Source organism: Aequorivita flava (genome assembly GCF_038742595.1).
GTDB lineage: Bacteria > Bacteroidota > Bacteroidia > Flavobacteriales > Flavobacteriaceae > Aequorivita > Aequorivita marisscotiae.
The window spans coordinates 16,914-38,008 of record NZ_JBANCF010000014.1; the positions used below are offsets into that span (position 1 = coordinate 16,914).

34 protein-coding genes are annotated in these 21,095 nt (G+C 39.4%); all 34 read left to right on the forward strand.

Annotated elements, in window-relative coordinates; translation table 11 throughout:
• The first annotated feature begins 15 nt into the window (after window positions 1-15).
• The 34 genes from rpsG (at window position 16) to VZD24_RS13535 (ending at window position 21,054) form a co-directional block, all read left to right on the forward strand.
• A complete protein-coding gene (rpsG, locus tag VZD24_RS13370; RefSeq protein ID WP_237602263.1) occupies window positions 16-492 on the forward strand; it encodes a 30S ribosomal protein S7 in 477 nt (158 codons plus the stop codon).
• A gap of 3 nt (window positions 493-495) precedes the next feature.
• The gene (fusA, locus tag VZD24_RS13375) at window positions 496-2,625 is read left to right on the forward strand and encodes an elongation factor G (RefSeq protein WP_279448887.1); all 2,130 of its coding nucleotides are present in this window, start codon (window positions 496-498) and stop codon (window positions 2,623-2,625) included.
• A gap of 11 nt (window positions 2,626-2,636) precedes the next feature.
• Entirely contained in the window at window positions 2,637-2,942 is a 306-nt protein-coding gene (gene rpsJ / locus VZD24_RS13380; protein WP_010181931.1) for a 30S ribosomal protein S10, read from the forward strand.
• Between the two features lie 146 nt (window positions 2,943-3,088).
• Window positions 3,089-3,700, forward strand: a complete 612-nt coding sequence (gene rplC, locus VZD24_RS13385) for a 50S ribosomal protein L3 (protein WP_279448885.1) — start codon at window positions 3,089-3,091, stop codon at window positions 3,698-3,700.
• On the forward strand, window positions 3,700-4,329 hold the full coding sequence (gene rplD, locus VZD24_RS13390) for a 50S ribosomal protein L4 (protein WP_279448883.1): 630 nt from the start codon (window positions 3,700-3,702) through the stop codon (window positions 4,327-4,329). The genes rplC and rplD overlap by 1 nt, the downstream gene beginning before the upstream one ends.
• A gap of 7 nt (window positions 4,330-4,336) precedes the next feature.
• Complete coding sequence (gene rplW, locus VZD24_RS13395) at window positions 4,337-4,627, forward strand: 50S ribosomal protein L23 (protein WP_279448882.1); 291 nt, start codon at window positions 4,337-4,339, stop codon at window positions 4,625-4,627.
• A 26-nt stretch (window positions 4,628-4,653) separates the two neighbouring features.
• Window positions 4,654-5,478: a 50S ribosomal protein L2 gene (rplB, locus tag VZD24_RS13400; RefSeq protein WP_279448880.1), complete on the forward strand. Its 825-nt coding sequence runs from the start codon at window positions 4,654-4,656 to the stop codon at window positions 5,476-5,478.
• A 3-nt stretch (window positions 5,479-5,481) separates the two neighbouring features.
• Window positions 5,482-5,760, forward strand: coding sequence for a 30S ribosomal protein S19 (gene rpsS / locus VZD24_RS13405; protein ID WP_062622473.1), 279 nt, complete (start codon window positions 5,482-5,484; stop codon window positions 5,758-5,760).
• Between the two features lie 6 nt (window positions 5,761-5,766).
• On the forward strand, window positions 5,767-6,177 hold the full coding sequence (gene rplV, locus VZD24_RS13410) for a 50S ribosomal protein L22 (protein WP_272855231.1): 411 nt from the start codon (window positions 5,767-5,769) through the stop codon (window positions 6,175-6,177).
• 4 nt (window positions 6,178-6,181) lie between these two features.
• Complete coding sequence (gene rpsC / locus VZD24_RS13415; protein WP_279448878.1) at window positions 6,182-6,910, forward strand: 30S ribosomal protein S3; 729 nt, start codon at window positions 6,182-6,184, stop codon at window positions 6,908-6,910.
• An 18-nt stretch (window positions 6,911-6,928) separates the two neighbouring features.
• The gene (gene rplP, locus VZD24_RS13420) at window positions 6,929-7,348 is read left to right on the forward strand and encodes a 50S ribosomal protein L16 (RefSeq protein WP_062622470.1); all 420 of its coding nucleotides are present in this window, start codon (window positions 6,929-6,931) and stop codon (window positions 7,346-7,348) included.
• A gap of 11 nt (window positions 7,349-7,359) precedes the next feature.
• Complete coding sequence (gene rpmC / locus VZD24_RS13425; RefSeq protein ID WP_342687222.1) at window positions 7,360-7,551, forward strand: 50S ribosomal protein L29; 192 nt, start codon at window positions 7,360-7,362, stop codon at window positions 7,549-7,551.
• Between the two features lie 15 nt (window positions 7,552-7,566).
• The gene (rpsQ, locus tag VZD24_RS13430) at window positions 7,567-7,830 is read left to right on the forward strand and encodes a 30S ribosomal protein S17 (protein ID WP_279448875.1); all 264 of its coding nucleotides are present in this window, start codon (window positions 7,567-7,569) and stop codon (window positions 7,828-7,830) included.
• Window positions 7,831-7,832: 2 nt separating this feature from the next.
• Window positions 7,833-8,201, forward strand: coding sequence for a 50S ribosomal protein L14 (rplN, locus tag VZD24_RS13435; protein WP_272855229.1), 369 nt, complete (start codon window positions 7,833-7,835; stop codon window positions 8,199-8,201).
• A gap of 13 nt (window positions 8,202-8,214) precedes the next feature.
• Window positions 8,215-8,529 carry a 50S ribosomal protein L24 gene (rplX, locus tag VZD24_RS13440; RefSeq protein WP_279448874.1) on the forward strand — a complete coding sequence of 105 codons (315 nt, stop codon included), beginning with the start codon at window positions 8,215-8,217 and terminating at the stop codon, window positions 8,527-8,529.
• Between the two features lie 2 nt (window positions 8,530-8,531).
• The gene (rplE, locus tag VZD24_RS13445; protein ID WP_279448873.1) at window positions 8,532-9,083 is read left to right on the forward strand and encodes a 50S ribosomal protein L5; all 552 of its coding nucleotides are present in this window, start codon (window positions 8,532-8,534) and stop codon (window positions 9,081-9,083) included.
• Between the two features lie 3 nt (window positions 9,084-9,086).
• Window positions 9,087-9,356, forward strand: a complete 270-nt coding sequence (rpsN, locus tag VZD24_RS13450; protein WP_279448872.1) for a 30S ribosomal protein S14 — start codon at window positions 9,087-9,089, stop codon at window positions 9,354-9,356.
• 93 nt (window positions 9,357-9,449) lie between these two features.
• The gene (rpsH, locus tag VZD24_RS13455) at window positions 9,450-9,851 is read left to right on the forward strand and encodes a 30S ribosomal protein S8 (RefSeq protein ID WP_279448871.1); all 402 of its coding nucleotides are present in this window, start codon (window positions 9,450-9,452) and stop codon (window positions 9,849-9,851) included.
• Between the two features lie 15 nt (window positions 9,852-9,866).
• Complete coding sequence (gene rplF / locus VZD24_RS13460; protein WP_279448870.1) at window positions 9,867-10,412, forward strand: 50S ribosomal protein L6; 546 nt, start codon at window positions 9,867-9,869, stop codon at window positions 10,410-10,412.
• A gap of 11 nt (window positions 10,413-10,423) precedes the next feature.
• Window positions 10,424-10,780, forward strand: coding sequence for a 50S ribosomal protein L18 (rplR, locus tag VZD24_RS13465; RefSeq protein ID WP_279448869.1), 357 nt, complete (start codon window positions 10,424-10,426; stop codon window positions 10,778-10,780).
• Window positions 10,781-10,788: 8 nt separating this feature from the next.
• Window positions 10,789-11,313, forward strand: coding sequence for a 30S ribosomal protein S5 (rpsE, locus tag VZD24_RS13470; RefSeq protein WP_237602245.1), 525 nt, complete (start codon window positions 10,789-10,791; stop codon window positions 11,311-11,313).
• Between the two features lie 11 nt (window positions 11,314-11,324).
• A complete protein-coding gene (gene rpmD / locus VZD24_RS13475; protein ID WP_279448868.1) occupies window positions 11,325-11,504 on the forward strand; it encodes a 50S ribosomal protein L30 in 180 nt (59 codons plus the stop codon).
• A 13-nt stretch (window positions 11,505-11,517) separates the two neighbouring features.
• Window positions 11,518-11,970, forward strand: a complete 453-nt coding sequence (rplO, locus tag VZD24_RS13480; RefSeq protein WP_279448866.1) for a 50S ribosomal protein L15 — start codon at window positions 11,518-11,520, stop codon at window positions 11,968-11,970.
• A gap of 12 nt (window positions 11,971-11,982) precedes the next feature.
• Entirely contained in the window at window positions 11,983-13,326 is a 1,344-nt protein-coding gene (secY, locus tag VZD24_RS13485) for a preprotein translocase subunit SecY (RefSeq protein ID WP_279448865.1), read from the forward strand.
• A 2-nt stretch (window positions 13,327-13,328) separates the two neighbouring features.
• Complete coding sequence (gene infA, locus VZD24_RS13490; protein ID WP_026452613.1) at window positions 13,329-13,544, forward strand: translation initiation factor IF-1; 216 nt, start codon at window positions 13,329-13,331, stop codon at window positions 13,542-13,544.
• A gap of 44 nt (window positions 13,545-13,588) precedes the next feature.
• Window positions 13,589-13,705 (forward strand): type B 50S ribosomal protein L36, encoded by a 117-nt coding sequence (ykgO, locus tag VZD24_RS13495; RefSeq protein WP_009779203.1) that lies wholly within the window; start codon window positions 13,589-13,591, stop codon window positions 13,703-13,705.
• Between the two features lie 3 nt (window positions 13,706-13,708).
• Entirely contained in the window at window positions 13,709-14,083 is a 375-nt protein-coding gene (gene rpsM / locus VZD24_RS13500) for a 30S ribosomal protein S13 (RefSeq protein ID WP_045079257.1), read from the forward strand.
• A gap of 11 nt (window positions 14,084-14,094) precedes the next feature.
• The gene (rpsK, locus tag VZD24_RS13505; protein WP_279448864.1) at window positions 14,095-14,496 is read left to right on the forward strand and encodes a 30S ribosomal protein S11; all 402 of its coding nucleotides are present in this window, start codon (window positions 14,095-14,097) and stop codon (window positions 14,494-14,496) included.
• A 193-nt stretch (window positions 14,497-14,689) separates the two neighbouring features.
• Window positions 14,690-15,295, forward strand: a complete 606-nt coding sequence (gene rpsD, locus VZD24_RS13510) for a 30S ribosomal protein S4 (protein ID WP_279448863.1) — start codon at window positions 14,690-14,692, stop codon at window positions 15,293-15,295.
• 19 nt (window positions 15,296-15,314) lie between these two features.
• Window positions 15,315-16,307: a DNA-directed RNA polymerase subunit alpha gene (locus tag VZD24_RS13515; protein WP_279448862.1), complete on the forward strand. Its 993-nt coding sequence runs from the start codon at window positions 15,315-15,317 to the stop codon at window positions 16,305-16,307.
• Between the two features lie 153 nt (window positions 16,308-16,460).
• Window positions 16,461-16,958 carry a 50S ribosomal protein L17 gene (gene rplQ, locus VZD24_RS13520; protein ID WP_342687223.1) on the forward strand — a complete coding sequence of 166 codons (498 nt, stop codon included), beginning with the start codon at window positions 16,461-16,463 and terminating at the stop codon, window positions 16,956-16,958.
• 148 nt (window positions 16,959-17,106) lie between these two features.
• On the forward strand, window positions 17,107-18,228 hold the full coding sequence (gene carA, locus VZD24_RS13525; protein ID WP_342687224.1) for a glutamine-hydrolyzing carbamoyl-phosphate synthase small subunit: 1,122 nt from the start codon (window positions 17,107-17,109) through the stop codon (window positions 18,226-18,228).
• 74 nt (window positions 18,229-18,302) lie between these two features.
• A complete protein-coding gene (eno, locus tag VZD24_RS13530; RefSeq protein WP_279448859.1) occupies window positions 18,303-19,589 on the forward strand; it encodes a phosphopyruvate hydratase in 1,287 nt (428 codons plus the stop codon).
• 178 nt (window positions 19,590-19,767) lie between these two features.
• On the forward strand, window positions 19,768-21,054 hold the full coding sequence (locus VZD24_RS13535; RefSeq protein WP_279448858.1) for a citrate synthase: 1,287 nt from the start codon (window positions 19,768-19,770) through the stop codon (window positions 21,052-21,054).
• Window positions 21,055-21,095 lie beyond the last annotated feature (41 nt).

Here is a 21,095-nt window from a genome sequence, read left to right on the forward strand (position 1 = left end):
TTAACAAAACAACAAATGAGAAAAAAACAGGCCAAAAAAAGACCTCTTTTACCGGATCCAAGGTTTAACGACCAGTTGGTTACGCGTTTCGTAAACAACATGATGTGGGATGGAAAAAAGAGTGTGGCTTTTAAAGTTTTCTATGATGCAATTGACATTGTAGATGAAAAAAAACAAGACGACGAAAAAACTGCGTTAGAGCTTTGGAAAGATGCGCTTTCTAATGTAATGCCTCACGTAGAGGTGCGTAGCCGTAGAGTTGGTGGGGCAACCTTCCAAATTCCTATGCAAATTCGTCCAGACCGTAAAATTGCAACTGCAATGAAATGGTTAATAACGTATTCAAGAAAAAGAAACGAGAAATCCATGGCCGCTAAATTAGCAGGCGAGATTCTTGCTGCTTCCAAAGAAGAAGGTGCAGCAGTTAAGAAACGTATGGATACTCATAAAATGGCAGAAGCTAACAAAGCATTCTCACATTTCAGATTCTAAACAATGGGAAGAGATTTAACATACACAAGAAATATAGGAATTGCCGCGCATATTGATGCTGGTAAAACAACTACAACTGAACGTATACTTTTTTACACGGGCGTAAACCACAAGTTGGGTGAAACTCACGAAGGTTCTGCAACAATGGACTGGATGGAGCAGGAGCAGGAGCGTGGTATTACCATTACTTCGGCTGCAACTACTTGTAAGTGGAAGTTTCCGATGGAAAATGCGCAACCATTGCCAAATACAAAAGAGTACCACTTTAATATTATAGATACTCCTGGCCACGTAGATTTTACCGTAGAGGTAAACCGTTCGCTTAGAGTTCTTGATGGTTTGGTGTTTTTGTTTAGTGCAGTAGATGGTGTAGAGCCACAATCTGAAACTAACTGGAGATTGGCCGATAACTATAAAGTACCTCGTATTGGTTTTGTAAATAAAATGGACCGTAACGGATCAAACTTCTTGGCAGTATGCCAGCAAGTAAAAGATATGTTAGGATCCAATGCAGTGCCAATCGTTTTGCCTTTAGGTGAAGAAGCTGATTTTAAAGGTATTGTAGATTTGGTTAAGAACCGTGCTATCGTTTGGCACGATGATACCTTTGGCGCTACTTTTGACGTTGTAGATATTCCTGAAGATATGAAAGAGGAGGTGCGTTTGTACCGTGGTAAACTTATTGAAGAAGTTGCTGCCTATGACGAAAACCTACTAGAAAAATATATGGAAGACGAAGATTCAATTACAGAAGATGAAGTGCATGCTGCGCTTCGTGCTGCTGTAATGGATATGAGTATCATACCAATGATATGTGGTTCTTCCTTTAAAAATAAAGGTGTTCAATTCTTAATTGATGGAGTGTGCCGCTACCTTCCTTCTCCAATGGATAAAGATGGTATTGTAGGTGTAAATCCAGATACTGAAAAAGAAGAATTGCGCAAACCAAGTGTAGATGAGCCATTTGCTGCTCTTGCATTTAAAATTGCTACAGACCCTTTTGTTGGTCGTTTAGCTTTCTTCCGTGCATATTCCGGACACTTAGATGCAGGATCTTATGTTCTTAACAACCGTACAGGCAACAAGGAACGTATATCGCGTATTTACCAAATGCACGCTAACAAGCAAAATGCAATTGAGTTTATTGAAGCTGGAGATATTGGAGCGGGTGTAGGTTTTAAGGATATTAAAACTGGAGACACATTAACTGCTGAAAAACATCCAATTATTTTGGAAAGTATGGATTTCCCAGACCCAGTAATTGGTGTTGCGGTAGAGCCAAAAACCAAAGCAGATGTAGATAAATTAGGTATGGCTTTATCTAAGCTAGCCGAAGAAGATCCAACATTCCAAGTGCGTACAGACGAAGCTTCTGGACAAACAATTATTTCTGGAATGGGCGAACTTCACCTTGATGTACTTATAGACCGTTTACGTCGTGAGTTTAAAGTTGAAGTAAACCAAGGTCAGCCACAAGTTGAGTACAAAGAAGCAGTTACAAAAGTTGCAGATCACAGAGAGGTTTATAAAAAGCAATCTGGAGGTCGTGGTAAATTTGCCGATATCGTATTTACACTTGAGCCAGCTGAAGAAGGTAAATTAGGATTGGAATTCGTAAACGCCGTAAAAGGTGGTAACGTACCAAAAGAATTTATCCCTTCGGTTGAAAAAGGATTCAAACAAGCAATGGTGAATGGACCCCTTGCAGGTTTTGAAGTAGATAGTATGAAGGTAACGCTTAAAGACGGATCTTTCCACCCTGTGGATTCTGATGCACTGTCTTTTGAATTGGCTGCAAAACTTGGATTTAAAGAAGTAGCTAAAAAAGCAGGAGCCGTAATCCTTGAACCTATTATGAAACTTGAGGCGCTTACGCCAGAAGAGAATATGGGTGATATTGTAGGTGACCTTAACCGTCGTCGCGGTACTATTACTAGTATGAGCGATCGCGCTGGAGCTAAAGTTATTAAGGCTGAAGTGCCGCTTTCTGAAATGTTCGGATATGTAACCACATTAAGAACATTGTCTTCGGGTCGTGCAACTTCAACTATGGAATTTTCCCATTATGCCGAAACACCTTCAAACATTTCTGAAAGTGTAATAGCTGCAGCAAAAGGAACCGCTAACGTATAATAATATCAGCAATGAGTCAAAAAATAAGAATAAAGCTAAAATCTTACGATCACAATTTGGTGGACAAATCTGCTGAAAAAATCGTAAAGACGGTAAAAAGCACTGGAGCTGTAGTAACAGGACCAATCCCTTTACCAACACACAAAAAAATCTTTACAGTATTGCGTTCTCCGCACGTTAACAAGAAGAGTAGAGAGCAATTCCAATTAAGTTCGTACAAAAGACTTTTGGATATCTACAGTTCTTCTTCAAAAACAATTGACGCTCTAATGAAATTGGAGTTGCCAAGTGGAGTAGAAGTAGAGATCAAAGTATAGTGCAATTCTGAATTCAGAATTAAAAAAAATGTCCTTAACGATGGTTGGGGAAAAACGGTAACAAAATAATATTCAGGGTTGAATTTATTTTGACCCTGTTTTTTTGAATAGAATTTTAAATAGTAATAATCAATAAATAAGTAAATATGTCTGGGTTAATTGGAAGAAAGATAGGGATGACCAGCATCTTTGACGAGAACGGAAAGAACATTCCGTGTACCGTTATTGAAGCAGGACCCTGTGTTGTTACCCAAGTCAGAACCAAAGAGGTTGACGGGTACGAAGCTCTTCAACTTGGTTTCGATGACAAGAAGACTGTAACTAAAGCTGCCGAAGGGCACGCCAAAAAAGCAGGAACCGTTGCAAAACGCAAAGTCGCCGAATTCAAGAATTTTGAAGAAGAATACAAATTAGGTGACACAATAACTGTGGAGCATTTTATCGAAGGAGAATTCGTAGATATAGCGGGTACATCTAAAGGTAAAGGATTTCAAGGAGTTGTTAAGCGTCACGGTTTTGGCGGTGTAGGGCAAGCCACACACGGTCAGCACAACCGTTTACGTGCACCAGGTTCTATTGGAGCCGCATCATATCCTGCGAGAGTGTTCAAGGGAATGCGTATGGCGGGCCAAATGGGCAACGAAAGAGTAAAAGTTGAAAATTTAAGAGTTTTAAAAGTAATTCCTGAAAAGAATCTACTTGTGGTTAAAGGAGCAGTTCCTGGCCATAAAAACGCTTATGTAATGATCGAGAAATAATGAAGGTAGCTGTATTAGACATAAACGGAAAAGACACAGGTCGGAAAGTAGAACTTTCTGCAGATGTGTTCGGAATAGAGCCTAACAATCACGCGGTTTACCTAGATGTGAAACAATATCTTGCCAATCAACGTCAAGGTACTCACAAAGCAAAGGAACGCGCCGAAATTACTGGTTCAACCAGAAAAATTAAAAAACAAAAGGGAACTGGTACTGCCCGTGCGGGTAGCATCAAGTCTGGTATCTTTAAAGGTGGTGGTAGAATGTTTGGACCTCGTCCACGTAACTACTCTTTTAAATTGAACAAAAACCTAAAGCGTTTGGCACGTAAATCTGCCTTATCGATGAAGGCAAATAACAAAGCAATTTTTGTATTGGAAGATCTTAATTTTGACGCTCCAAAAACCAAGAACTTTACCGCGGTTTTAAAGAGTTTAGGGCTTGATGATAAAAAATCTTTATTTGTGTTGGGAGACTTAAATAATAATGTATATTTGTCCTCTCGCAATTTGAAAGGTACTGAAGTTATAACTAACTCACAATTAAGTACTTACAAAATTATGAATGCAAACAGTTTAGTGCTGTTTGAAGGTTCTTTGGAAGGAATTGAAACAAACTTAAGTAAATAGAAGCAAGATGAACATCTTAATTAAACCTATAATTACGGAAAAAGCTACCAAAGATGCTGAAGACAGAAACGTTTTTGGCTTCGTAGTGAACCCCAAGGCGAATAAGGTAGAAATCAAGAAAGCGGTTGAGGCTGCTTACGGAGTTTCTGTTGAAAAAGTTCGCACAATAAATGTCCGCCCTGATAGGAAAACCCGTTATACAAAAACAGGTGTCCAAACTGGTAAAACGAACGCTTATAAAAAAGCAATCGTACAGGTGGCGGAAGGTGATACAATAGATTTTTACAGTAACATCTAAGGAAACTTAGATTTAATTAGACACAAATGTCAGTAAGAAAATTAAAACCAGTCACCCCAGGTCAGCGTTTTAGGGTTGTAAATGGTTTTGACGCCATTACAACCGATAAGCCGGAGAAGTCTTTACTTGTTCCGAATAAACGATCTGGTGGTAGAAACAGTCAAGGAAAAATGACCATGCGCTACATAGGTGGTGGTCATAAGAAAAAATATCGAATTATCGATTTTAAACGCGACAAAGCAGGAATTCCTGCCACTGTTGCAAGTATTCAATACGATCCAAACCGTACTGCATTTATCGCACTTTTAAACTATCAAGATGGTGAAAAGCGATATGTAATTGCACAAAACGGACTACAAGTTGGGCAAAACATCCTCTCTGGCGACGCAGTAGCTCCCGAGATCGGAAATGCAATGCCACTTTCAGCTATTCCTTTAGGTACTATTATTTCCTGCATCGAGCTTCGTCCTGGTCAAGGGGCAATTATGGCTCGTAGTGCTGGTGCTTTTGCACAGCTTATGGCTCGTGAAGGAAGATATGCTACCGTTAAACTTCCGTCAGGTGAAACCCGATTAATTTTGGTAAACTGTATGGCTACTATAGGTGCCGTATCTAACAGTGACCACCAATTGTTGGTTTCTGGTAAAGCCGGTAGAAGCAGATGGCTAGGTAGAAGACCTCGTACAAGACCAGTAGTAATGAACCCAGTAGATCACCCAATGGGTGGTGGTGAGGGCCGTGCTTCAGGTGGTCATCCACGTTCTAGAAAAGGTTTGCCTGCAAAAGGTTACAGAACCCGTACTAAAACGAAAGCAAGTAATAAATATATCTTAGAACGAAGAAAGAAATAAGTTATGGCAAGATCGTTAAAAAAAGGACCGTTCGTTCATTATAAACTAGACAAGAAAGTTCAACAAAACGTTGAGGATAATAAGAAGACCGTAATCAAAACTTGGTCACGTGCTTCTATGATTACTCCAGATTTTGTTGGCCAAACCATAGCAGTTCATAACGGGCGCCAATTTGTTCCTGTATATGTAACAGAAAACATGGTTGGGCATAAACTAGGAGAATTTTCACCTACAAGATCATTCCGTGGTCACGCAGGTGCTAAAAACAAAGGTAAAAAATAATAGGCCATGGGAGTTCGTAAAAGAGAAAGAGCAGAAGCAATCAAGGAAGCCAAGAAAACTATTTACATGGCTAAATTGAACAATTGCCCCACTTCACCAAGAAAAATGCGTTTAATGGCAGACTTGGTACGTGGTGAAAAAATAGACAAAGCACTTAACATTTTGAAGTTTAGTTCAAAAGAATCTTCACGCAAATTGGAGAAACTACTTTTGTCTGCCATCAACAACTGGCAACAAAAGAACGAAGACGCTTCAATAGAAGATGCAGATCTTTTTGTTAAGGAAATCCGTGTGGATGGAGGAACAATGTTGAAGAGACTACGCCCTGCACCACAAGGCCGCGCACACAGAATTAGAAAACGCTCCAACCACGTAACACTCGTGTTGGCAGCAAACGATAACACACAAAGCAAGTAATTAAATGGGACAGAAGACAAATCCAATCGGGAATCGCTTAGGTATCATTAGAGGTTGGGAATCCAACTGGTACGGAGGCAACGACTACGGCGATAAATTGGCCGAAGACGACAAGATTAGAAAATATGTTCACGCGCGTTTAAGCAAAGCTAGTGTGAGTAGAGTAATTATTGAGCGTACGCTTAAGCTTGTAACCGTTACTATAACCACTGCCCGTCCCGGTATCATTATCGGTAAAGGTGGCCAGGAAGTAGACAAGCTAAAAGAAGAGCTTAAAAAAATTACAGATAAAGAAGTACAGATCAACATCCACGAGATTAAAAGACCTGAACTTGACGCATATTTGGTAGCTGCAAGTATTGCACGCCAGATTGAAAGTCGTATTTCTTACCGTCGCGCTATTAAAATGGCAATCGCGGCAACTATGCGAATGAATGCAGAAGGTATTAAGGTACAAATCTCTGGCCGTTTGAATGGGGCAGAAATGGCACGTTCAGAATCTTACAAAGAGGGTCGTATTCCTTTATCAACTTTTAGAGCCGATATTGACTACGCTTTAGTTGAGGCACACACTACTTACGGTAGATTGGGTGTTAAAGTATGGATTATGAAAGGCGAAGTATATGGAAAGAGAGAACTTTCACCATTAGTAGGTTTATCTACAGGAAAAAAGAGTGGTGGTAAAGGGTCTCAAGCAGGACGCGGTGGCAACAAAGCACGTCGCAGAAAGTAATTTTTTAAATAAAAGAAAATGTTACAACCTAAAAGAACAAAATACCGTAAACATCAAAAAGGCCGTATGAAAGGTGATGCCGGACGTGGCAATCAATTGGCGTACGGAACCTTCGGTATAAAATCGTTGGAATCAGAATTTCTTACAGCTAGACAGATTGAAGCTGCTCGTATTGCTGCAACTCGTTTTATGAAAAGAGAAGGTTCTATTTGGATTATGATTTTTCCAGATAAACCAATTACCAAAAAACCTCTTGAAGTACGTATGGGTAAAGGTAAAGGTGCTGTAGAATACTATGCTGCTGTAGTTAAGCCAGGAAGAATACTTTTCGAGGTATCTGGTGTTCCTGTAGAAACAGCAAAAGAAGCATTGCGCCTTGCAGCTCAAAAGCTTCCCGTTAAAACTAAATTTGTAATGTCTCGGGATTTCCAAGCATAATTTTTTAAAAGATGAAACAATCAGAAATTAAAAAAGCATCAACGGCAGAACTTCAGGAAGCATTTGCTGAATCTAGAAAGGCTTATACAGACCTTAAAATGGCTCATACCATTTCACCGTTGGAAAATCCAATTCAACTAAGATCCCAAAGAAGGGTGATAGCAAGAATAGCGACGGAACTAACTAATAGAGAAGTGCAATAATTGTACAGCTGAAAGATGGAAGAAATTAAAAGAAACTTAAGAAAAGAACGTATAGGGGTAGTAACCAGCAATAAAATGGACAAGTCTATTGTAGTTGCAGAGGTTAAAAAAATTAAACACCCTATGTACGGAAAGTACGTAACAAAAACTAAAAAGTACGTTGCGCACGACGAGACAAACAATTGCAACGAAGGCGATACAGTAAGGATCATGGAAACACGCCCTTTAAGTAGAACCAAATGTTGGAGATTAGTAGAAATAATTGAAAGAGCGAAGTAGTTATGTTACAACAAGAATCAAGACTTAAAGTCGCAGATAATACCGGTGCTAAAGAAGTACTTTGCATACGCGTATTGGGCGGTACAAAAAGAAGGTATGCTTCAATAGGCGATAAAATTGTAGTTTCTGTTAAAGAAGCAACGCCAAACGGAAGTATTAAGAAAGGAGCAGTTTCTACAGCAGTCGTAGTACGTACTGTAAAAGAAATTAGAAGGCCTGATGGTTCTTACATCCGTTTCGACGATAACGCTTGTGTACTTTTAAACCCACAGGGTGAAATGAGAGGAACACGCGTTTTCGGACCGGTGGCAAGAGAACTTCGCGACAAGCAATTTATGAAAATAGTATCATTGGCACCAGAGGTGCTTTAATATGAAAACTAAAATGACAAAGCTTAAAATAAAATCAGGAGATACAGTAGTAGTTACCGCCGGAGACCATAAAGGTTCTGAAGGAAAGGTGATGAAGGTAATCCTTGACAAAAACAAAGCAATCGTAGAAGGAGTAAATATGGTTTCAAAACACGAGAAACCAAGCGCGAAAAACCCACAGGGCGGAATCGTAAAAAAAGAAGCTCCTATCCATATTTCTAACCTTTCATTAGTAGATCCAAAATCTGGTAAAGCAACACGTGTAGGGTATAAAACTGAAAATGGTAAAAAAGTACGGTTTTCAAAACAATCGAATCAAGCAATATAGTTATGGCATATACACCAAGACTTAAGGAAGAGTACAAAAGCAGAGTGGTTAACGCCCTTACCGACGAATTTGGTTACAAAAACGTCATGCAAGTACCAAAATTGGAGCGTATTGTTGTTTCCCGCGGAGTGGGTGCAGCGGTAGCAGACAAAAAACTTATTGACTATTCGGTTGATGAGTTTACAAAGATAACCGGGCAAAAAGCGGTTTCAACAAACTCTAAAAAAGACGTTGCAAACTTCAAACTACGTAAAGGCATGCCAATTGGTGTGAAAGTTACGTTGCGTGGAGAGCGTATGTACGAATTTTTAGACAGATTGGTAACTTCGGCTTTGCCTAGGGTACGTGACTTTAACGGAATTAAAGCAACAGGTTTTGACGGAAGAGGAAACTACTCTTTAGGAATTACCGAGCAAATTATCTTCCCAGAAATCGATATTGATAAAGTGAAGAAAATTGAAGGAATGAACATTACGTTTATCACTTCGGCTGCAACCGATAAAGAAGCGAAATCATTATTACAAGAATTGGGATTACCCTTTAAAAAGAACTAAGAGATGGCTAAAGAATCAATGAAAGCCCGCGAGGTTAAGAGACAAAAAATGGTAGCAAAATATGCAGCCAAGCGCAAAGCTCTAAAAGAAGCTGGCGACTGGGAAGGTTTGCAGAAACTACCAAAAAATGCCTCACCAGTGCGTTTACACAACCGTTGTAAACTTACCGGAAGACCAAGAGGGTATATGCGAACTTTCGGTATTTCACGTGTTACTTTCCGTGAAATGGCAAATTCTGGGTTAATTCCTGGTGTGCGCAAAGCATCTTGGTAAAAAAGTAAAGACACCCAATTGTGTGTCTTAGTAAAACAAAAATTAACTGGTTGAAGGTTCTGAAAGGAAAACCACATCCGCAAATTCAAATAAATGAATATAGATCCAATTTCAGATTATCTAACGCGTGTTAGAAATGCTGCAAAAGCTGGGCATCGCGTAGTAGAGATTCCAGCGTCTAATCTTAAAAAGGAGATTACAAAAATCCTTTTCGATCAAGGTTACATTTTAAGCTATAAATTTGATGACGAAAGTACCCCACAAGGTATCATCAAGATAGCCTTAAAGTACGACAAACTTTCTAAGGAGTCGGTAATCAAGAAAATTCAAAGAATAAGTAAACCCGGTTTACGTAAATACGCAGGTTCAACAGAGCTTCCTCGTGTGCTTAATGGTCTTGGTATTGCCATCGTTTCAACTTCATCTGGAGTTATGACAGGCAAACAAGCAAAAGCACAAAACATAGGTGGTGAAGTATTGTGTTACGTTTACTAAAAAATAGACAAAGAAATGTCAAGAATAGGTAAAAACCCGGTATCAATCCCACAAGGAGTTACAGTTGATGTAAAAGACAACGTAATTACCGTAAAAGGAAAATTAGGCGAGTTATCTCAAGAATTTGATTCTGATCTAACCGTAAAAGTAGAAGACGGAAACGTATTGGTGGAACGCCCTTCAGATTCTAAAGACCACACTGCAAAGCACGGTCTATACAGAGCGCTGATCAATAACATGATCGAAGGAGTAAATAACGGATGGACCAAACAATTAGAATTGGTAGGTGTGGGTTACCGCGCTAGCAACCAAGGACAAAAATTAGATTTGGCTTTAGGTTTTTCGCACAATATTGTTTTGGACATTGCGCCAGAAGTAAAAGTGGAAACCGTATCTGATAAGGGTAAAAACCCTATCGTAAAATTAACTTCGCACGACAAACAATTAGTAGGGCAAGTTGCGGCAAAAATTCGTTCTTTCCGTAAACCAGAACCATACAAAGGAAAAGGTATTAAGTTTGTAGGTGAACAATTAAGAAGAAAAGCAGGTAAATCTGCATAACAAATAGAGTTATGGCATTATCAAAATACGAAAGAAGAGAGCGCTTGCGCATGCGAATCAGAAAAACGGTTGAGGGTACCGAAAGTCGCCCACGTTTAGCTGTATTCCGTAGCAACAAAGAAATATACGCTCAGATTATAGACGATGTAAATGGAAAAACCATTATCGCTGCATCTTCTAGAGATAAAGATATTGACGCTTCAAAAGTAAATAAAGTTGAAGCTGCAAAAATGGTAGGAAAAGCAATCGCAGAAAAAGCTGTTAAAGCCGGTGTAGAAACCATCGCTTTTGACAGAGGCGGTTACCTATACCACGGAAGAGTAAAATCATTAGCTGAAGGTGCACGCGAAGGTGGCCTTAAATTCTAAGTAGCATTATGTATCAAGATTATAAAAACGTAGAATTAGTAAAACCAGGAGGGCTTGAATTAAAAGACCGTTTGGTAGGTGTACAACGTGTAACCAAGGTGACCAAAGGTGGTCGTGCCTTCGGATTTTCAGCTATTGTAGTTGTTGGGGACGAAAAAGGTGTGGTAGGCCACGGACTTGGGAAATCTAAGGATGTAGCTAGCGCAATAGCAAAAGCTATTGAAGATGCTAAGAAAAACTTAGTTCGCATTCCTCTTAACAAGGTAACGCTTCCACATGAACAAAAAGGAAAATACGGCGGAGCCCGTGTAAACCTTCTTCCAGCCGCGCCTGGTACCGGAGTAATTGCTGGTGGTGCAGTACGTGCCGTTTTGGAAGCAGTAGGTGTTCACGATGTATTATCAAAATCTCAAGGATCTTCCAATCCACACAACGTGGTAAAAGCAACTTTTGATGCCCTATTGCAAATGCGAAGCGCGCAAACTATTGCTGATCAAAGAGGAATTTCACTTGAAAAAGTATTTAAAGGATAAATATCAGAGCGATGGCAAAAATTAAAGTAACAAAGGTAAGAAGCGTTATAAAACGCCCGAAAGACCAAAAGCAAACTATGGAAGCACTGGGCCTACACAAAATGGGACAGACCGTAGAGCACGACGATACGCCAAGCATTCTTGGTATGATCAATAAAGTTAATCACTTAGTTTCAGTAGAAACTAAATAAGGAAACACGAAAAATGGATTTAAGTAACTTACAACCCGCCGAGGGATCGGTGAAAAATCAAGGCAAGCGAGTAGGTCGCGGACAAGGTTCCGGTAAAGGTGGTACTGCCACCCGCGGACATAAAGGAGCAAAATCACGTTCAGGTTATTCAAAGAAAATTGGATTTGAAGGTGGACAAATGCCCTTACAACGTCGTGTTCCTAAGTTTGGATTTACAAACATCAACCGTAAAGAGTACAAAGGTATTAACATAGATACCCTACAACAATTGGTTGACGACAAGAAAATAAAAGATGCCGTTGACTTTGAAACCTTATTTGGTTTAGGTCTTGCTGGAAAGAACGAAATGGTAAAGATTTTAGGTAGAGGAGAATTAAAAGCAAAACTAAAAGTATCTGCACACAAGTTTACTGCCTCGGCAAAACAAGCTATTGAAGCTGCCGGAGGTGAAGTAGTAACATTGTAACAACAGCTAAGGATGAAATTTATTGAAACCTTAAAAAATGTTTGGAAAATAGAAGAATTGCGTAACCGTATTCTTCTTACCCTAGGAATGCTCTTGGTATATCGTTTTGGTGCCCAGGTAGTTCTTCCAGGGATCGATGCAGATATGCTAGCGCAATTTGCCGGTAAATTTGATGGAGGCGGAATTGGTAGTTTACTGAACGCATTTACAGGAGGGGCTTTTGCCAACGCTTCTGTTTTTGCATTGGGTATTATGCCATATATTTCTGCATCTATTGTAGTACAGTTAATGCAAATTGCTGTACCATACCTGCAAAAACTACAGAAAGAAGGTGAGAGTGGTCGTAAAAAAATCAATCAGATTACGCGTTGGTTAACCATCGGTATCTGTTTGGTACAAGCGCCAAGTTACCTTGCAGGTCTTCCGGCAATGGGAGTGCCAGCCGAAGCTTTTGTTATGGGCCAAAGCTTAATGTTCTATGTTTCTTCAGTTATAATACTTGTTACTGGAACAATATTTGCAATGTGGCTAGGTGAAAAAATTACCGATAAAGGTATTGGTAATGGTATCTCCATATTAATTATGGTTGGTATTATTGCAAACTTACCTCAGTCATTCGCTCAGGAATTTGTTTCGAGAGTAATGGAATCAAACGGTGGTTTAATTATGATTCTTATTGAGTTGGTTATCTGGTTCGTTATTATCCTATTATCAATTATGTTGGTAATGGCGGTAAGAAAGATTCCGGTGCAGTACGCAAGAAGAACAGCAACCGGTGGTTTTGAAAAAAACATCTTTGGAGCACGACAGTTTATTCCGTTAAAGCTAAACGCTTCTGGGGTAATGCCAATTATCTTTGCGCAAGCAATTATGTTTGTTCCGTCGGCAGTAGCTAGTTTAAACGATAGTGATTTATCACAAAGCATTCAAGCTACTTTTAGCGATATCTTCGGATTTTGGTACAACTTGGTATTTGCAATATTGATTATAATATTCACATATTTTTATACTGCTATTACGGTACCAACCAATAAAATGGCAGACGATCTTAAACGTAGTGGTGGGTTTATTCCGGGTATAAAACCAGGTTCGCAAACCGCTGAATATTTAGACCGAATTATGTCCCAAATAACCCTTCCAGGTTCTATTTTCTTAGCACTGATCGCAATATTTCCTGCCTTCGTTGTTAAGTTAATGGGTATTCAGCAGGGATGGGCATTATTCTACGGTGGTACTTCACTACTTATTATGGTAGGGGTAGCTATCGATACAATGCAACAAGTAAATTCGTATTTATTAAACCGTCATTACGATGGCTTAATGAAAAGCGGCAAAAACAGAAAAGCAGTAGCATAATTATGGCAAAACAAAGCGCAATTGAACAAGATGGTAGCATAGTGGAAGCACTATCAAACGCAATGTTCCGTGTAGAACTGGAAAACGGTCACATTGTAACCGCACACATTTCTGGTAAAATGCGAATGCACTACATTAAGTTGTTGCCAGGAGATAAAGTAAAGCTAGAAATGAGTCCGTACGACTTGACGAAAGCAAGAATAACATACAGATACTAATACAACGGACCTCACGGTTCATTGAACTATAAAAACGAAAACAGATGAAAGTTAGAGCATCCGTAAAAAAAAGAAGTGCCGACTGCAAGATTGTTCGCAGAAAAGGCAGATTATATGTAATTAACAAAAAGAACCCAAAGTTCAAACAAAGACAAGGATAAGTTATGGCAAGAATCGCAGGTGTAGATATCCCGAAGCACAAAAGGGGTGTAATCGCGTTAACGTATATCTTCGGAATCGGTAAGAGCCGTGCCCAAGATATTCTGAACAAAGCCGGAGTTGACGAAGACAAAAAAGTAAGCGAATGGAACGATGATGAAATCGGTGCTATTCGTGACGCTGTAAGCTCTTTTAAAATTGAAGGTGAATTACGTAGTGAAGTTCAATTAAGCATTAAACGCTTAATGGATATTGGTTGTTACAGAGGTATTCGTCACAGATCGGGTCTTCCGCTAAGAGGACAACGTACTAAGAATAACTCTCGTACTAGAAAAGGAAAACGTAAAACTGTTGCTAACAAGAAAAAAGCAACTAAATAAAACCTAGAGTTATGGCAAAGACAACGTCTAAAACTACAAAAGCAGTTAAAAAACGCAAAGTTAATGTTGAATCTGTTGGTGAAGCGCACATTACCGCTTCCTTCAACAACATTATTGTGTCGTTAACAAATAAAAACGGCGATGTTATCGCTTGGTCCTCAGCCGGTAAAATGGGTTTCCGTGGATCTAAGAAAAACACACCGTATGCAGCTCAATTAGCATCAGAAGATTGCGCAAAAGTTGCACACGACGCTGGTTTACGTAAAGTAAAAGTTTATGTAAAAGGCCCAGGAAACGGTAGAGAATCTGCAATACGTTCCATCCACAATGCCGGAATTGAAGTAACCGAAATTATCGATGTTACGCCAATGCCACACAACGGATGCCGTCCACCAAAAAGAAGAAGAGTATAATTATTTTTTATTTTCTATTGCTTATTACTACCTAAGGTATTAGTAGCTAAGAAATAAAAAATAATAATAGACAATAATTAATAACAAGTATCAATCTGAAGAAATCAAAAACTAAAGGATAGTAAAGACAGGATATATCCTGTCTCAACAAAATGACCTTAATTTAGTTTTCCTTCATAACCTTAAATTAGAAATGGCAAGATATACTGGTCCAAAAACTAAAATAGCCCGTAAATTCGGGGAAGCAATTTTCGGAGATGACAAATCTTTCGAAAAAAGAAATTATCCTCCAGGGCAACACGGTAACACCCGTCGCCGTGGGAAAAAATCTGAATACGCAATCCAACTTGCTGAAAAGCAAAAAACAAAATACACGTATGGTATTTTAGAGCGCCAGTTCAGAAATATGTTTAAAAAAGCAACAGCAGCGCCAGGAATTACCGGTACTGTATTGCTACAATTGTGTGAGTCTCGCTTGGATAACGTAGTGTACAGAATGGGAATATCTCCTAGTCGCTCAGGTGCCAGACAACTAGTTTCTCACCGTCATATCACCGTTAATGGTGAAAAAGTAAACATTCCATCGTACCAGCTTAAACCTGGAGATGTTGTAGGCGTTAGAGAAAAATCTAAGTCGCTTGTAGCGATTAACGATTCTTTGGCCAATGCAAGTCACGTTTACGAGTGGATTAGTTGGAATGGTGAAAAGAAGGAAGGAACATTTGTTTCTATTCCAGAACGTATCCAAATTCCAGAAAACATCAACGAGCAGTTGATCGTCGAATTATATTCTAAATAATAAAAACAGCAAGTCAATTATGGCAGTATTTAGTTTTCAGAAGCCTGATAAAGTTATAATGGTAAATTCTACCGATTTTGAAGGGAAATTTGAATTTCGTCCCTTAGAACCGGGGTACGGACTTACCATTGGTAACGCATTAAGACGCGTATTACTTTCCTCTTTGGAAGGATTCGCCATTACTTCAGTTCGCATGGAAGGCGTGGATCACGAATTTTCTACCATCGCTGGTGTAGTGGAAGACGTTACCGAAATTATTTTGAACCTTAAACAAGTTCGTTTTAAAAGACAAATAGACGAAGTAGATAACGAAACCGTTACTATTTCGGTATCTGGAAACGAACAGTTAAAAGCAGGCGATTTCCAAAAATTCATTTCAGGTTTCCAAGTATTGAACCCAGAATTGGTTATTTGTAATATGGATAAGAAAGTGAACCTTAATATGGAAATCACTATCGAAAAAGGTCGCGGTTACGTTCCTGCAGAAGAGAACAAAAAAGCAAACGCTCCTTTGGGAACCATCTTTACAGATTCTATCTACACTCCAATTAAAAATGTGAAGTACAGTATTGAAAACTTCCGTGTAGAGCAGAAAACAGATTACGAAAAATTAGTTTTCGAAATTGTTACCGACGGATCTATTCATCCAAAAGATGCTTTAACCGAAGCTGCAAAAACCTTAATCCACCACTTTATGCTGTTCAGCGATGAGCGCATTACCTTGGAGGCGGATGAGATTGCACAAACCGAGACCTATGATGAAGAATCCCTTCACATGCGTCAGTTGCTTAAAACAAAACTAGTAGATATGGATCTTTCGGTTCGTGCGCTAAACTGTTTAAAAGCGGCAGAGGTTGATACTTTGGGCGACTTGGTATCATATAACAAAAACGACTTGATGAAGTTCCGTAACTTCGGTAAAAAATCGCTTACAGAGCTAGAAGAGCTTGTAAACGTAAAAGGCCTAAACTTCGGGATGGATCTTGCAAAGTATAAATTAGATAAAGACTAGTTGATTAACGATTTCCGATTTATGATTTCAGATTTTTGAAGTTGTAAATCTGAAATCAACAATCATAAATCAACAATCGTTAATAAATTAACCCATCATAATTTGCTCTCCGAAGAACGGATTTTGTAGCAAGATGATGAAAACAAAAATGTCATGAGACACGGAAAAAAAATAAATCAATTAAGTAGAAAAACTGCCCATAGACACTCAATGTTGGCTAACATGGCGAGTTCTTTAATAGAACACAAAAGAATCAACACAACGGTTGCAAAAGCAAAAGCGTTAAAACAATTTGTTGAGCCATTGGTAACTAAGTCTAAGGAAGATACTACTCACAACCGTCGATTGGTTTTTGCAAAATTGCGTCAAAAAGATGCAGTAGCCGAACTTTTTAGAACTGTTGCACCAAAAGTTGGCGATCGTCCAGGAGGGTACACCCGTATTATTAAATTGGGAAATCGTCTAGGTGATAACGCAGATATGGCAATGATAGAGCTTGTTGATTTTAACGAACTTTACAATGCTGGCAAAGCAACCAAGAAAAAAACTACACGTAGAAGTCGTCGTGGAAGCGGTTCTTCAGCTGCTGCTCCTGCTGCGAAAGCCGCTCCTGCAAAAGCCGAGAAAGAAGCTAAAAATGAAGAAGAATAAATGAATTTAAATTCATTAAATCACAAAGGGATAAGCGTTTTCGTTTATCCCTTTTTTTGTATTACTTTTGCAAAGAATTTTGAAAAAATAATTTGACTGTCAAGACATTTCGATGTCTGATCGAGCGCAGTCGAGACCTCTTTTAACGATGAAATACCAAACACGAAAAAAAGCCCTTATTTTATTAGCAGACGGAACCATTTTCTACGGAAAAGCGGTTGGAAACAAAGAAGGCACTGCCTTTGGTGAAGTTTGCTTCAATACAGGAATGACCGGTTATCAGGAAATTTTTACCGATCCTTCCTATTTTGGACAGATTATGGTTGCCACAAACGCACACATCGGAAATTACGGAGTTAATAGAGATGAAGTAGAATCTGAAGGAATTAAAATTGCAGGTTTGGTGGTACGCAATTTCAGCTACCATTATTCCCGTCCCGCAGCAGACGATTCATTAGAAGAATTTTTAAACACTAATAACCTGCTCGCCATTAGCGACGTAGATACACGCGCTTTGGTAAGTTACATTCGCGATAACGGAGCAATGAACGCAGTAATTTCTACCGATGTAGATAATATTGAAGACCTTAAAAAGCAGCTTGCCGCCGTGCCAGATATGGATGGTTTGGAGCTCGCTTCAAAAGTTTCTACAAAGGAGCCGTATTTATACGGAGACGAAAACGCCAAATACAAAATCTCGGCTTTAGATTTAGGTATAAAGAAAAACATCCTTCGCAGACTTGCAGAGCGCGATTGCTACATTAAAGTGTTTCCTTACAACGCCAGTTTTGCTGAAATGGAAGCATTTAGTCCCGATGGATATTTTATATCTAACGGGCCTGGAGATCCGCAGCCACTCCATAGCGCTATAGAAGTTGTAAAAACTATTTTGGAAAAGGAATTACCTATGTTCGGTATTTGTTTGGGGCACCAAATGCTGGCTTTGGCCAATGGCGTTTCAACCTATAAAATGCACAATGGGCATCGCGGTATAAACCATCCTGTTATGAATTTAATCACCGGTAAAGGTGAAATTACCTCGCAAAATCACGGTTTTGCTATAAATAGAGAAGAAGCGGAAGCCAATTCAAATATCGAAATTACGCACGAACATCTTAACGATCATACTGCGGCAGGAATTCGTTTAAAAAATAAACCTGCCTTTTCGGTACAATATCACCCCGAAGCAAGTCCCGGACCGCACGATGCTTCGTATCTTTTTGATCAGTTTATCGAAAGTATTGAAAAATATAAATTACAAACCGTATAAAATCAATAGACCCCGAAGGTTTTTAAAACTTTTGGGGTCTTTCAATTAACAAATATCACTAACTAATAATTCCAATGAGCATCATAATAGACATCAACGCCAGACAAATTTTTGATTCAAGAGGAAATCCAACCGTAGAAGTAGACGTAATCACCGAAAACGGATTTATGGGCCGCGCCGCCGTTCCGTCGGGAGCTTCAACAGGCGAGCACGAAGCTGTGGAGCTTCGCGACGGCGACAAAGCATATATGGGAAAAGGGGTTTTAAAAGCTGTTGAAAATGTACAGGGTAAAATAGCTGGGACACTCTTGGGGATTTCAGTTTTTGAACAGGAGCTCATAGACAAAACTATGATAGAGTTAGACGGTACACCCAATAAATCGCAACTCGGAGCCAATGCCATTTTGGGCGTTTCATTAGCATGTGCCAAAGCTGCTGCAGCCGAACTAGGCATGCCTCTGTACCGTTATGTGGGCGGGGTAAGTGCCAAAACACTCCCTGTGCCCATGATGAATATTATTAACGGAGGCTCGCATAGCGACGCCCCTATTGCTTTTCAGGAATTTATGGTCATGCCAATTAAGGCGAAAAGTTTTACACATGCCATGCAAATGGGATCTGAGATATTTCACAATCTGAAAAAAGTATTGCACGATCGTGGGTTGAGTACGGCCGTAGGCGACGAAGGAGGGTTTGCTCCAACGCTAAACGGAACAGAAGATGCCTTAGACACCATTGCAAAAGCTACTCAAAATGCGGGTTATAAATTAGGCGATGATGTTATGATTGCTTTAGATTGCGCCGCTGCCGAATTTTATGTGAATAATAAATACGATTACACAAAATTTGAAGGGGAAAAAGGTAAGGTGCGAACGTCAAAAGAACAGGCGGATTACTTAGCGCAATTATGCGACAAATATCCAATAATTTCAATTGAAGATGGGATGGACGAAAATGATTGGGACGGTTGGAAATACTTAACCGAAAAAGTGGGCCATAAAGTACAATTGGTGGGAGACGACTTATTTGTTACCAATGTTGAAAGACTTTCGAAGGGTATATCTGAAAAGATAGCCAATTCAATTTTAATAAAAGTAAACCAAATTGGTACGCTTACCGAAACCATTGCAGCTGTAAATATGGCGCACAATGCTGGTTATACTTCAGTAATGAGTCACCGAAGTGGGGAAACCGAAGACAACACAATTGCAGATTTGGCCGTGGCCTTAAATTGTGGTCAAATTAAAACAGGTTCCGCTTCGCGAAGTGATAGAATGGCCAAATACAATCAATTGCTTCGAATTGAAGAGCAATTGGGCGATGTGGCTTATTTTCCGCAGGAAAAGGCCTTTAAAATATAAGAAGGAGTTAATTCTTTGTAAAACCTTGCTATTCGCGAGGTTTTTTTTGTTTTGTATAATATTTCACCTCATTTTATTTAAGGTTTTTTTAACCTAAGATTACGTGCAATTGTTAAAAAATTTGCTTTAGATTTTGTAATTTAGCGATTCTGAATAATTAAAAAACACACTATATTTTATGGCAAAGATGGCGACCCTCGAGATTGAAGGTAAAAAATATGATTTCCCCATCGTAGAGGGAACTGAGAATGAATTAGGAATTGATGTTAAAAGTCTTCGAGCAGACACCGGAGGTGTTGTTACCCTTGACCCAGGTTATAAAAATACGGGCGCTTGCGAAAGTGCAATCACTTTTTTGGATGGTGAAAAAGGAGTGCTGCGATATCGTGGTTACTCTATTGAGGAACTGGCCGAGAAAGCCCACTTTTTAGAAGTATGCTATCTTCTTATCTTTGGGGAATTACCTACCACCCCACAACTAAATAAATTTCACGCAGATATAAAAGCACAATCCCACGTAGATGAGGATGTGAAAAAAATATTAGACGGATTTCCGAAATCTGCCCACCCGATGGGGGTTTTGTCTTCCTTAACTTCGGCTTTGGTGGCGTTTAACCCATCTTCGGTAAACGTAGATAGCGAAGAAGATATGTATAAGGCCATTGTAAAGATTCTGGGGAAATTTCCTGTTTTAACGGCTTGGACTTATAGAAAGCGTATGGGGCTTCCGCTAGACTACGGTGGCGATTCTCTAGGATATGTAGACAACTTTATTAAAATGATGTTCAAAAAACCTAGTGCCGATTACGCCACAAACGATATTATTTTGGAGGCATTAGACAAGTTGTTAATCCTTCACGCAGATCACGAACAAAATTGCTCTACCTCTACGGTGCGTATTGTAGGATCTTCGCACGCAGGCTTGTTTATTTCTATTTCGGCTGGAATTGCCGCTTTATGGGGGCCACTTCACGGAGGTGCTAACCAAGCGGTAATTGAAATGCTGGAAGCAATTAAAGAAGATGGTGGCGATACCAAAAAATTTATGGCAAAAGCCAAAGATAAAAACGATCCGTTCCGTTTAATGGGCTTCGGACACCGAGTTTACAAGAATTTTGATCCACGTGCAAAAATTATTAAGAAAGCGGCAGATGCTGTTTTAGACGATTTGGGCATAGACGATGAAATATTAGATATTGCTAAAGCACTTGAAAAGGAAGCTTTGGAAGATCCGTACTTCGTAGAAAGAAAATTGTACCCGAATGTAGATTTCTACTCTGGGATAATTTATAGAGCTCTAGGCATTCCCGTTGAAATGTTTACCCCAATGTTTGCTCTTGGGCGTTTGCCGGGTTGGATTGCACAATGGAGGGAAATGCGCCTAAACAAAGAACCAATAGGCCGTCCAAGACAGATCTACGTTGGGAAAACGCATCGTGAATTTGTGCCAGTAGAAAAAAGATAATACTAAATTTTTAATACGCAAAAAAGCACTTCGGTATCGAG

What these genes read in the sequence shown, in the direction of transcription:
- rpsD (WP_279448863.1), top strand. Translation starts at nt 14,690, where the DNA reads ATGGCAAGATATACTGGTCCAAAAACTAAAATAGCCCGTAAATTCGGG.
- rplQ (WP_342687223.1), top strand. Translation starts at nt 16,461, where the DNA reads ATGAGACACGGAAAAAAAATAAATCAATTAAGTAGAAAAACTGCCCAT.
- rpsQ (WP_279448875.1), top strand. Translation starts at nt 7,567, where the DNA reads ATGGAAGAAATTAAAAGAAACTTAAGAAAAGAACGTATAGGGGTAGTA.
- rplB (WP_279448880.1), top strand. Translation starts at nt 4,654, where the DNA reads ATGTCAGTAAGAAAATTAAAACCAGTCACCCCAGGTCAGCGTTTTAGG.
- rpsK (WP_279448864.1), top strand. Translation starts at nt 14,095, where the DNA reads ATGGCAAAGACAACGTCTAAAACTACAAAAGCAGTTAAAAAACGCAAA.
- rpsE (WP_237602245.1), top strand. Translation starts at nt 10,789, where the DNA reads ATGTATCAAGATTATAAAAACGTAGAATTAGTAAAACCAGGAGGGCTT.
- rpsN (WP_279448872.1), top strand. Translation starts at nt 9,087, where the DNA reads ATGGCTAAAGAATCAATGAAAGCCCGCGAGGTTAAGAGACAAAAAATG.
- rplD (WP_279448883.1), top strand. Translation starts at nt 3,700, where the DNA reads ATGAAGGTAGCTGTATTAGACATAAACGGAAAAGACACAGGTCGGAAA.
- rpsG (WP_237602263.1), top strand. Translation starts at nt 16, where the DNA reads ATGAGAAAAAAACAGGCCAAAAAAAGACCTCTTTTACCGGATCCAAGG.
- rpsJ (WP_010181931.1), top strand. Translation starts at nt 2,637, where the DNA reads ATGAGTCAAAAAATAAGAATAAAGCTAAAATCTTACGATCACAATTTG.
- rpsS (WP_062622473.1), top strand. Translation starts at nt 5,482, where the DNA reads ATGGCAAGATCGTTAAAAAAAGGACCGTTCGTTCATTATAAACTAGAC.
- rplP (WP_062622470.1), top strand. Translation starts at nt 6,929, where the DNA reads ATGTTACAACCTAAAAGAACAAAATACCGTAAACATCAAAAAGGCCGT.
- rplO (WP_279448866.1), top strand. Translation starts at nt 11,518, where the DNA reads ATGGATTTAAGTAACTTACAACCCGCCGAGGGATCGGTGAAAAATCAA.
- rpsC (WP_279448878.1), top strand. Translation starts at nt 6,182, where the DNA reads ATGGGACAGAAGACAAATCCAATCGGGAATCGCTTAGGTATCATTAGA.
- rplV (WP_272855231.1), top strand. Translation starts at nt 5,767, where the DNA reads ATGGGAGTTCGTAAAAGAGAAAGAGCAGAAGCAATCAAGGAAGCCAAG.
- rplE (WP_279448873.1), top strand. Translation starts at nt 8,532, where the DNA reads ATGGCATATACACCAAGACTTAAGGAAGAGTACAAAAGCAGAGTGGTT.
- rplW (WP_279448882.1), top strand. Translation starts at nt 4,337, where the DNA reads ATGAACATCTTAATTAAACCTATAATTACGGAAAAAGCTACCAAAGAT.
- rpsH (WP_279448871.1), top strand. Translation starts at nt 9,450, where the DNA reads ATGAATATAGATCCAATTTCAGATTATCTAACGCGTGTTAGAAATGCT.
- infA (WP_026452613.1), top strand. Translation starts at nt 13,329, where the DNA reads ATGGCAAAACAAAGCGCAATTGAACAAGATGGTAGCATAGTGGAAGCA.
- rplX (WP_279448874.1), top strand. Translation starts at nt 8,215, where the DNA reads ATGACAAAGCTTAAAATAAAATCAGGAGATACAGTAGTAGTTACCGCC.
- rpsM (WP_045079257.1), top strand. Translation starts at nt 13,709, where the DNA reads ATGGCAAGAATCGCAGGTGTAGATATCCCGAAGCACAAAAGGGGTGTA.
- rplR (WP_279448869.1), top strand. Translation starts at nt 10,424, where the DNA reads ATGGCATTATCAAAATACGAAAGAAGAGAGCGCTTGCGCATGCGAATC.
- VZD24_RS13535 (WP_279448858.1), top strand. Translation starts at nt 19,768, where the DNA reads ATGGCAAAGATGGCGACCCTCGAGATTGAAGGTAAAAAATATGATTTC.
- rplC (WP_279448885.1), top strand. Translation starts at nt 3,089, where the DNA reads ATGTCTGGGTTAATTGGAAGAAAGATAGGGATGACCAGCATCTTTGAC.
- secY (WP_279448865.1), top strand. Translation starts at nt 11,983, where the DNA reads ATGAAATTTATTGAAACCTTAAAAAATGTTTGGAAAATAGAAGAATTG.
- rpmC (WP_342687222.1), top strand. Translation starts at nt 7,360, where the DNA reads ATGAAACAATCAGAAATTAAAAAAGCATCAACGGCAGAACTTCAGGAA.
- fusA (WP_279448887.1), top strand. Translation starts at nt 496, where the DNA reads ATGGGAAGAGATTTAACATACACAAGAAATATAGGAATTGCCGCGCAT.
- VZD24_RS13515 (WP_279448862.1), top strand. Translation starts at nt 15,315, where the DNA reads ATGGCAGTATTTAGTTTTCAGAAGCCTGATAAAGTTATAATGGTAAAT.
- rpmD (WP_279448868.1), top strand. Translation starts at nt 11,325, where the DNA reads ATGGCAAAAATTAAAGTAACAAAGGTAAGAAGCGTTATAAAACGCCCG.
- rplN (WP_272855229.1), top strand. Translation starts at nt 7,833, where the DNA reads ATGTTACAACAAGAATCAAGACTTAAAGTCGCAGATAATACCGGTGCT.
- eno (WP_279448859.1), top strand. Translation starts at nt 18,303, where the DNA reads ATGAGCATCATAATAGACATCAACGCCAGACAAATTTTTGATTCAAGA.
- ykgO (WP_009779203.1), top strand. Translation starts at nt 13,589, where the DNA reads ATGAAAGTTAGAGCATCCGTAAAAAAAAGAAGTGCCGACTGCAAGATT.
- rplF (WP_279448870.1), top strand. Translation starts at nt 9,867, where the DNA reads ATGTCAAGAATAGGTAAAAACCCGGTATCAATCCCACAAGGAGTTACA.
- carA (WP_342687224.1), top strand. Translation starts at nt 17,107, where the DNA reads ATGAAATACCAAACACGAAAAAAAGCCCTTATTTTATTAGCAGACGGA.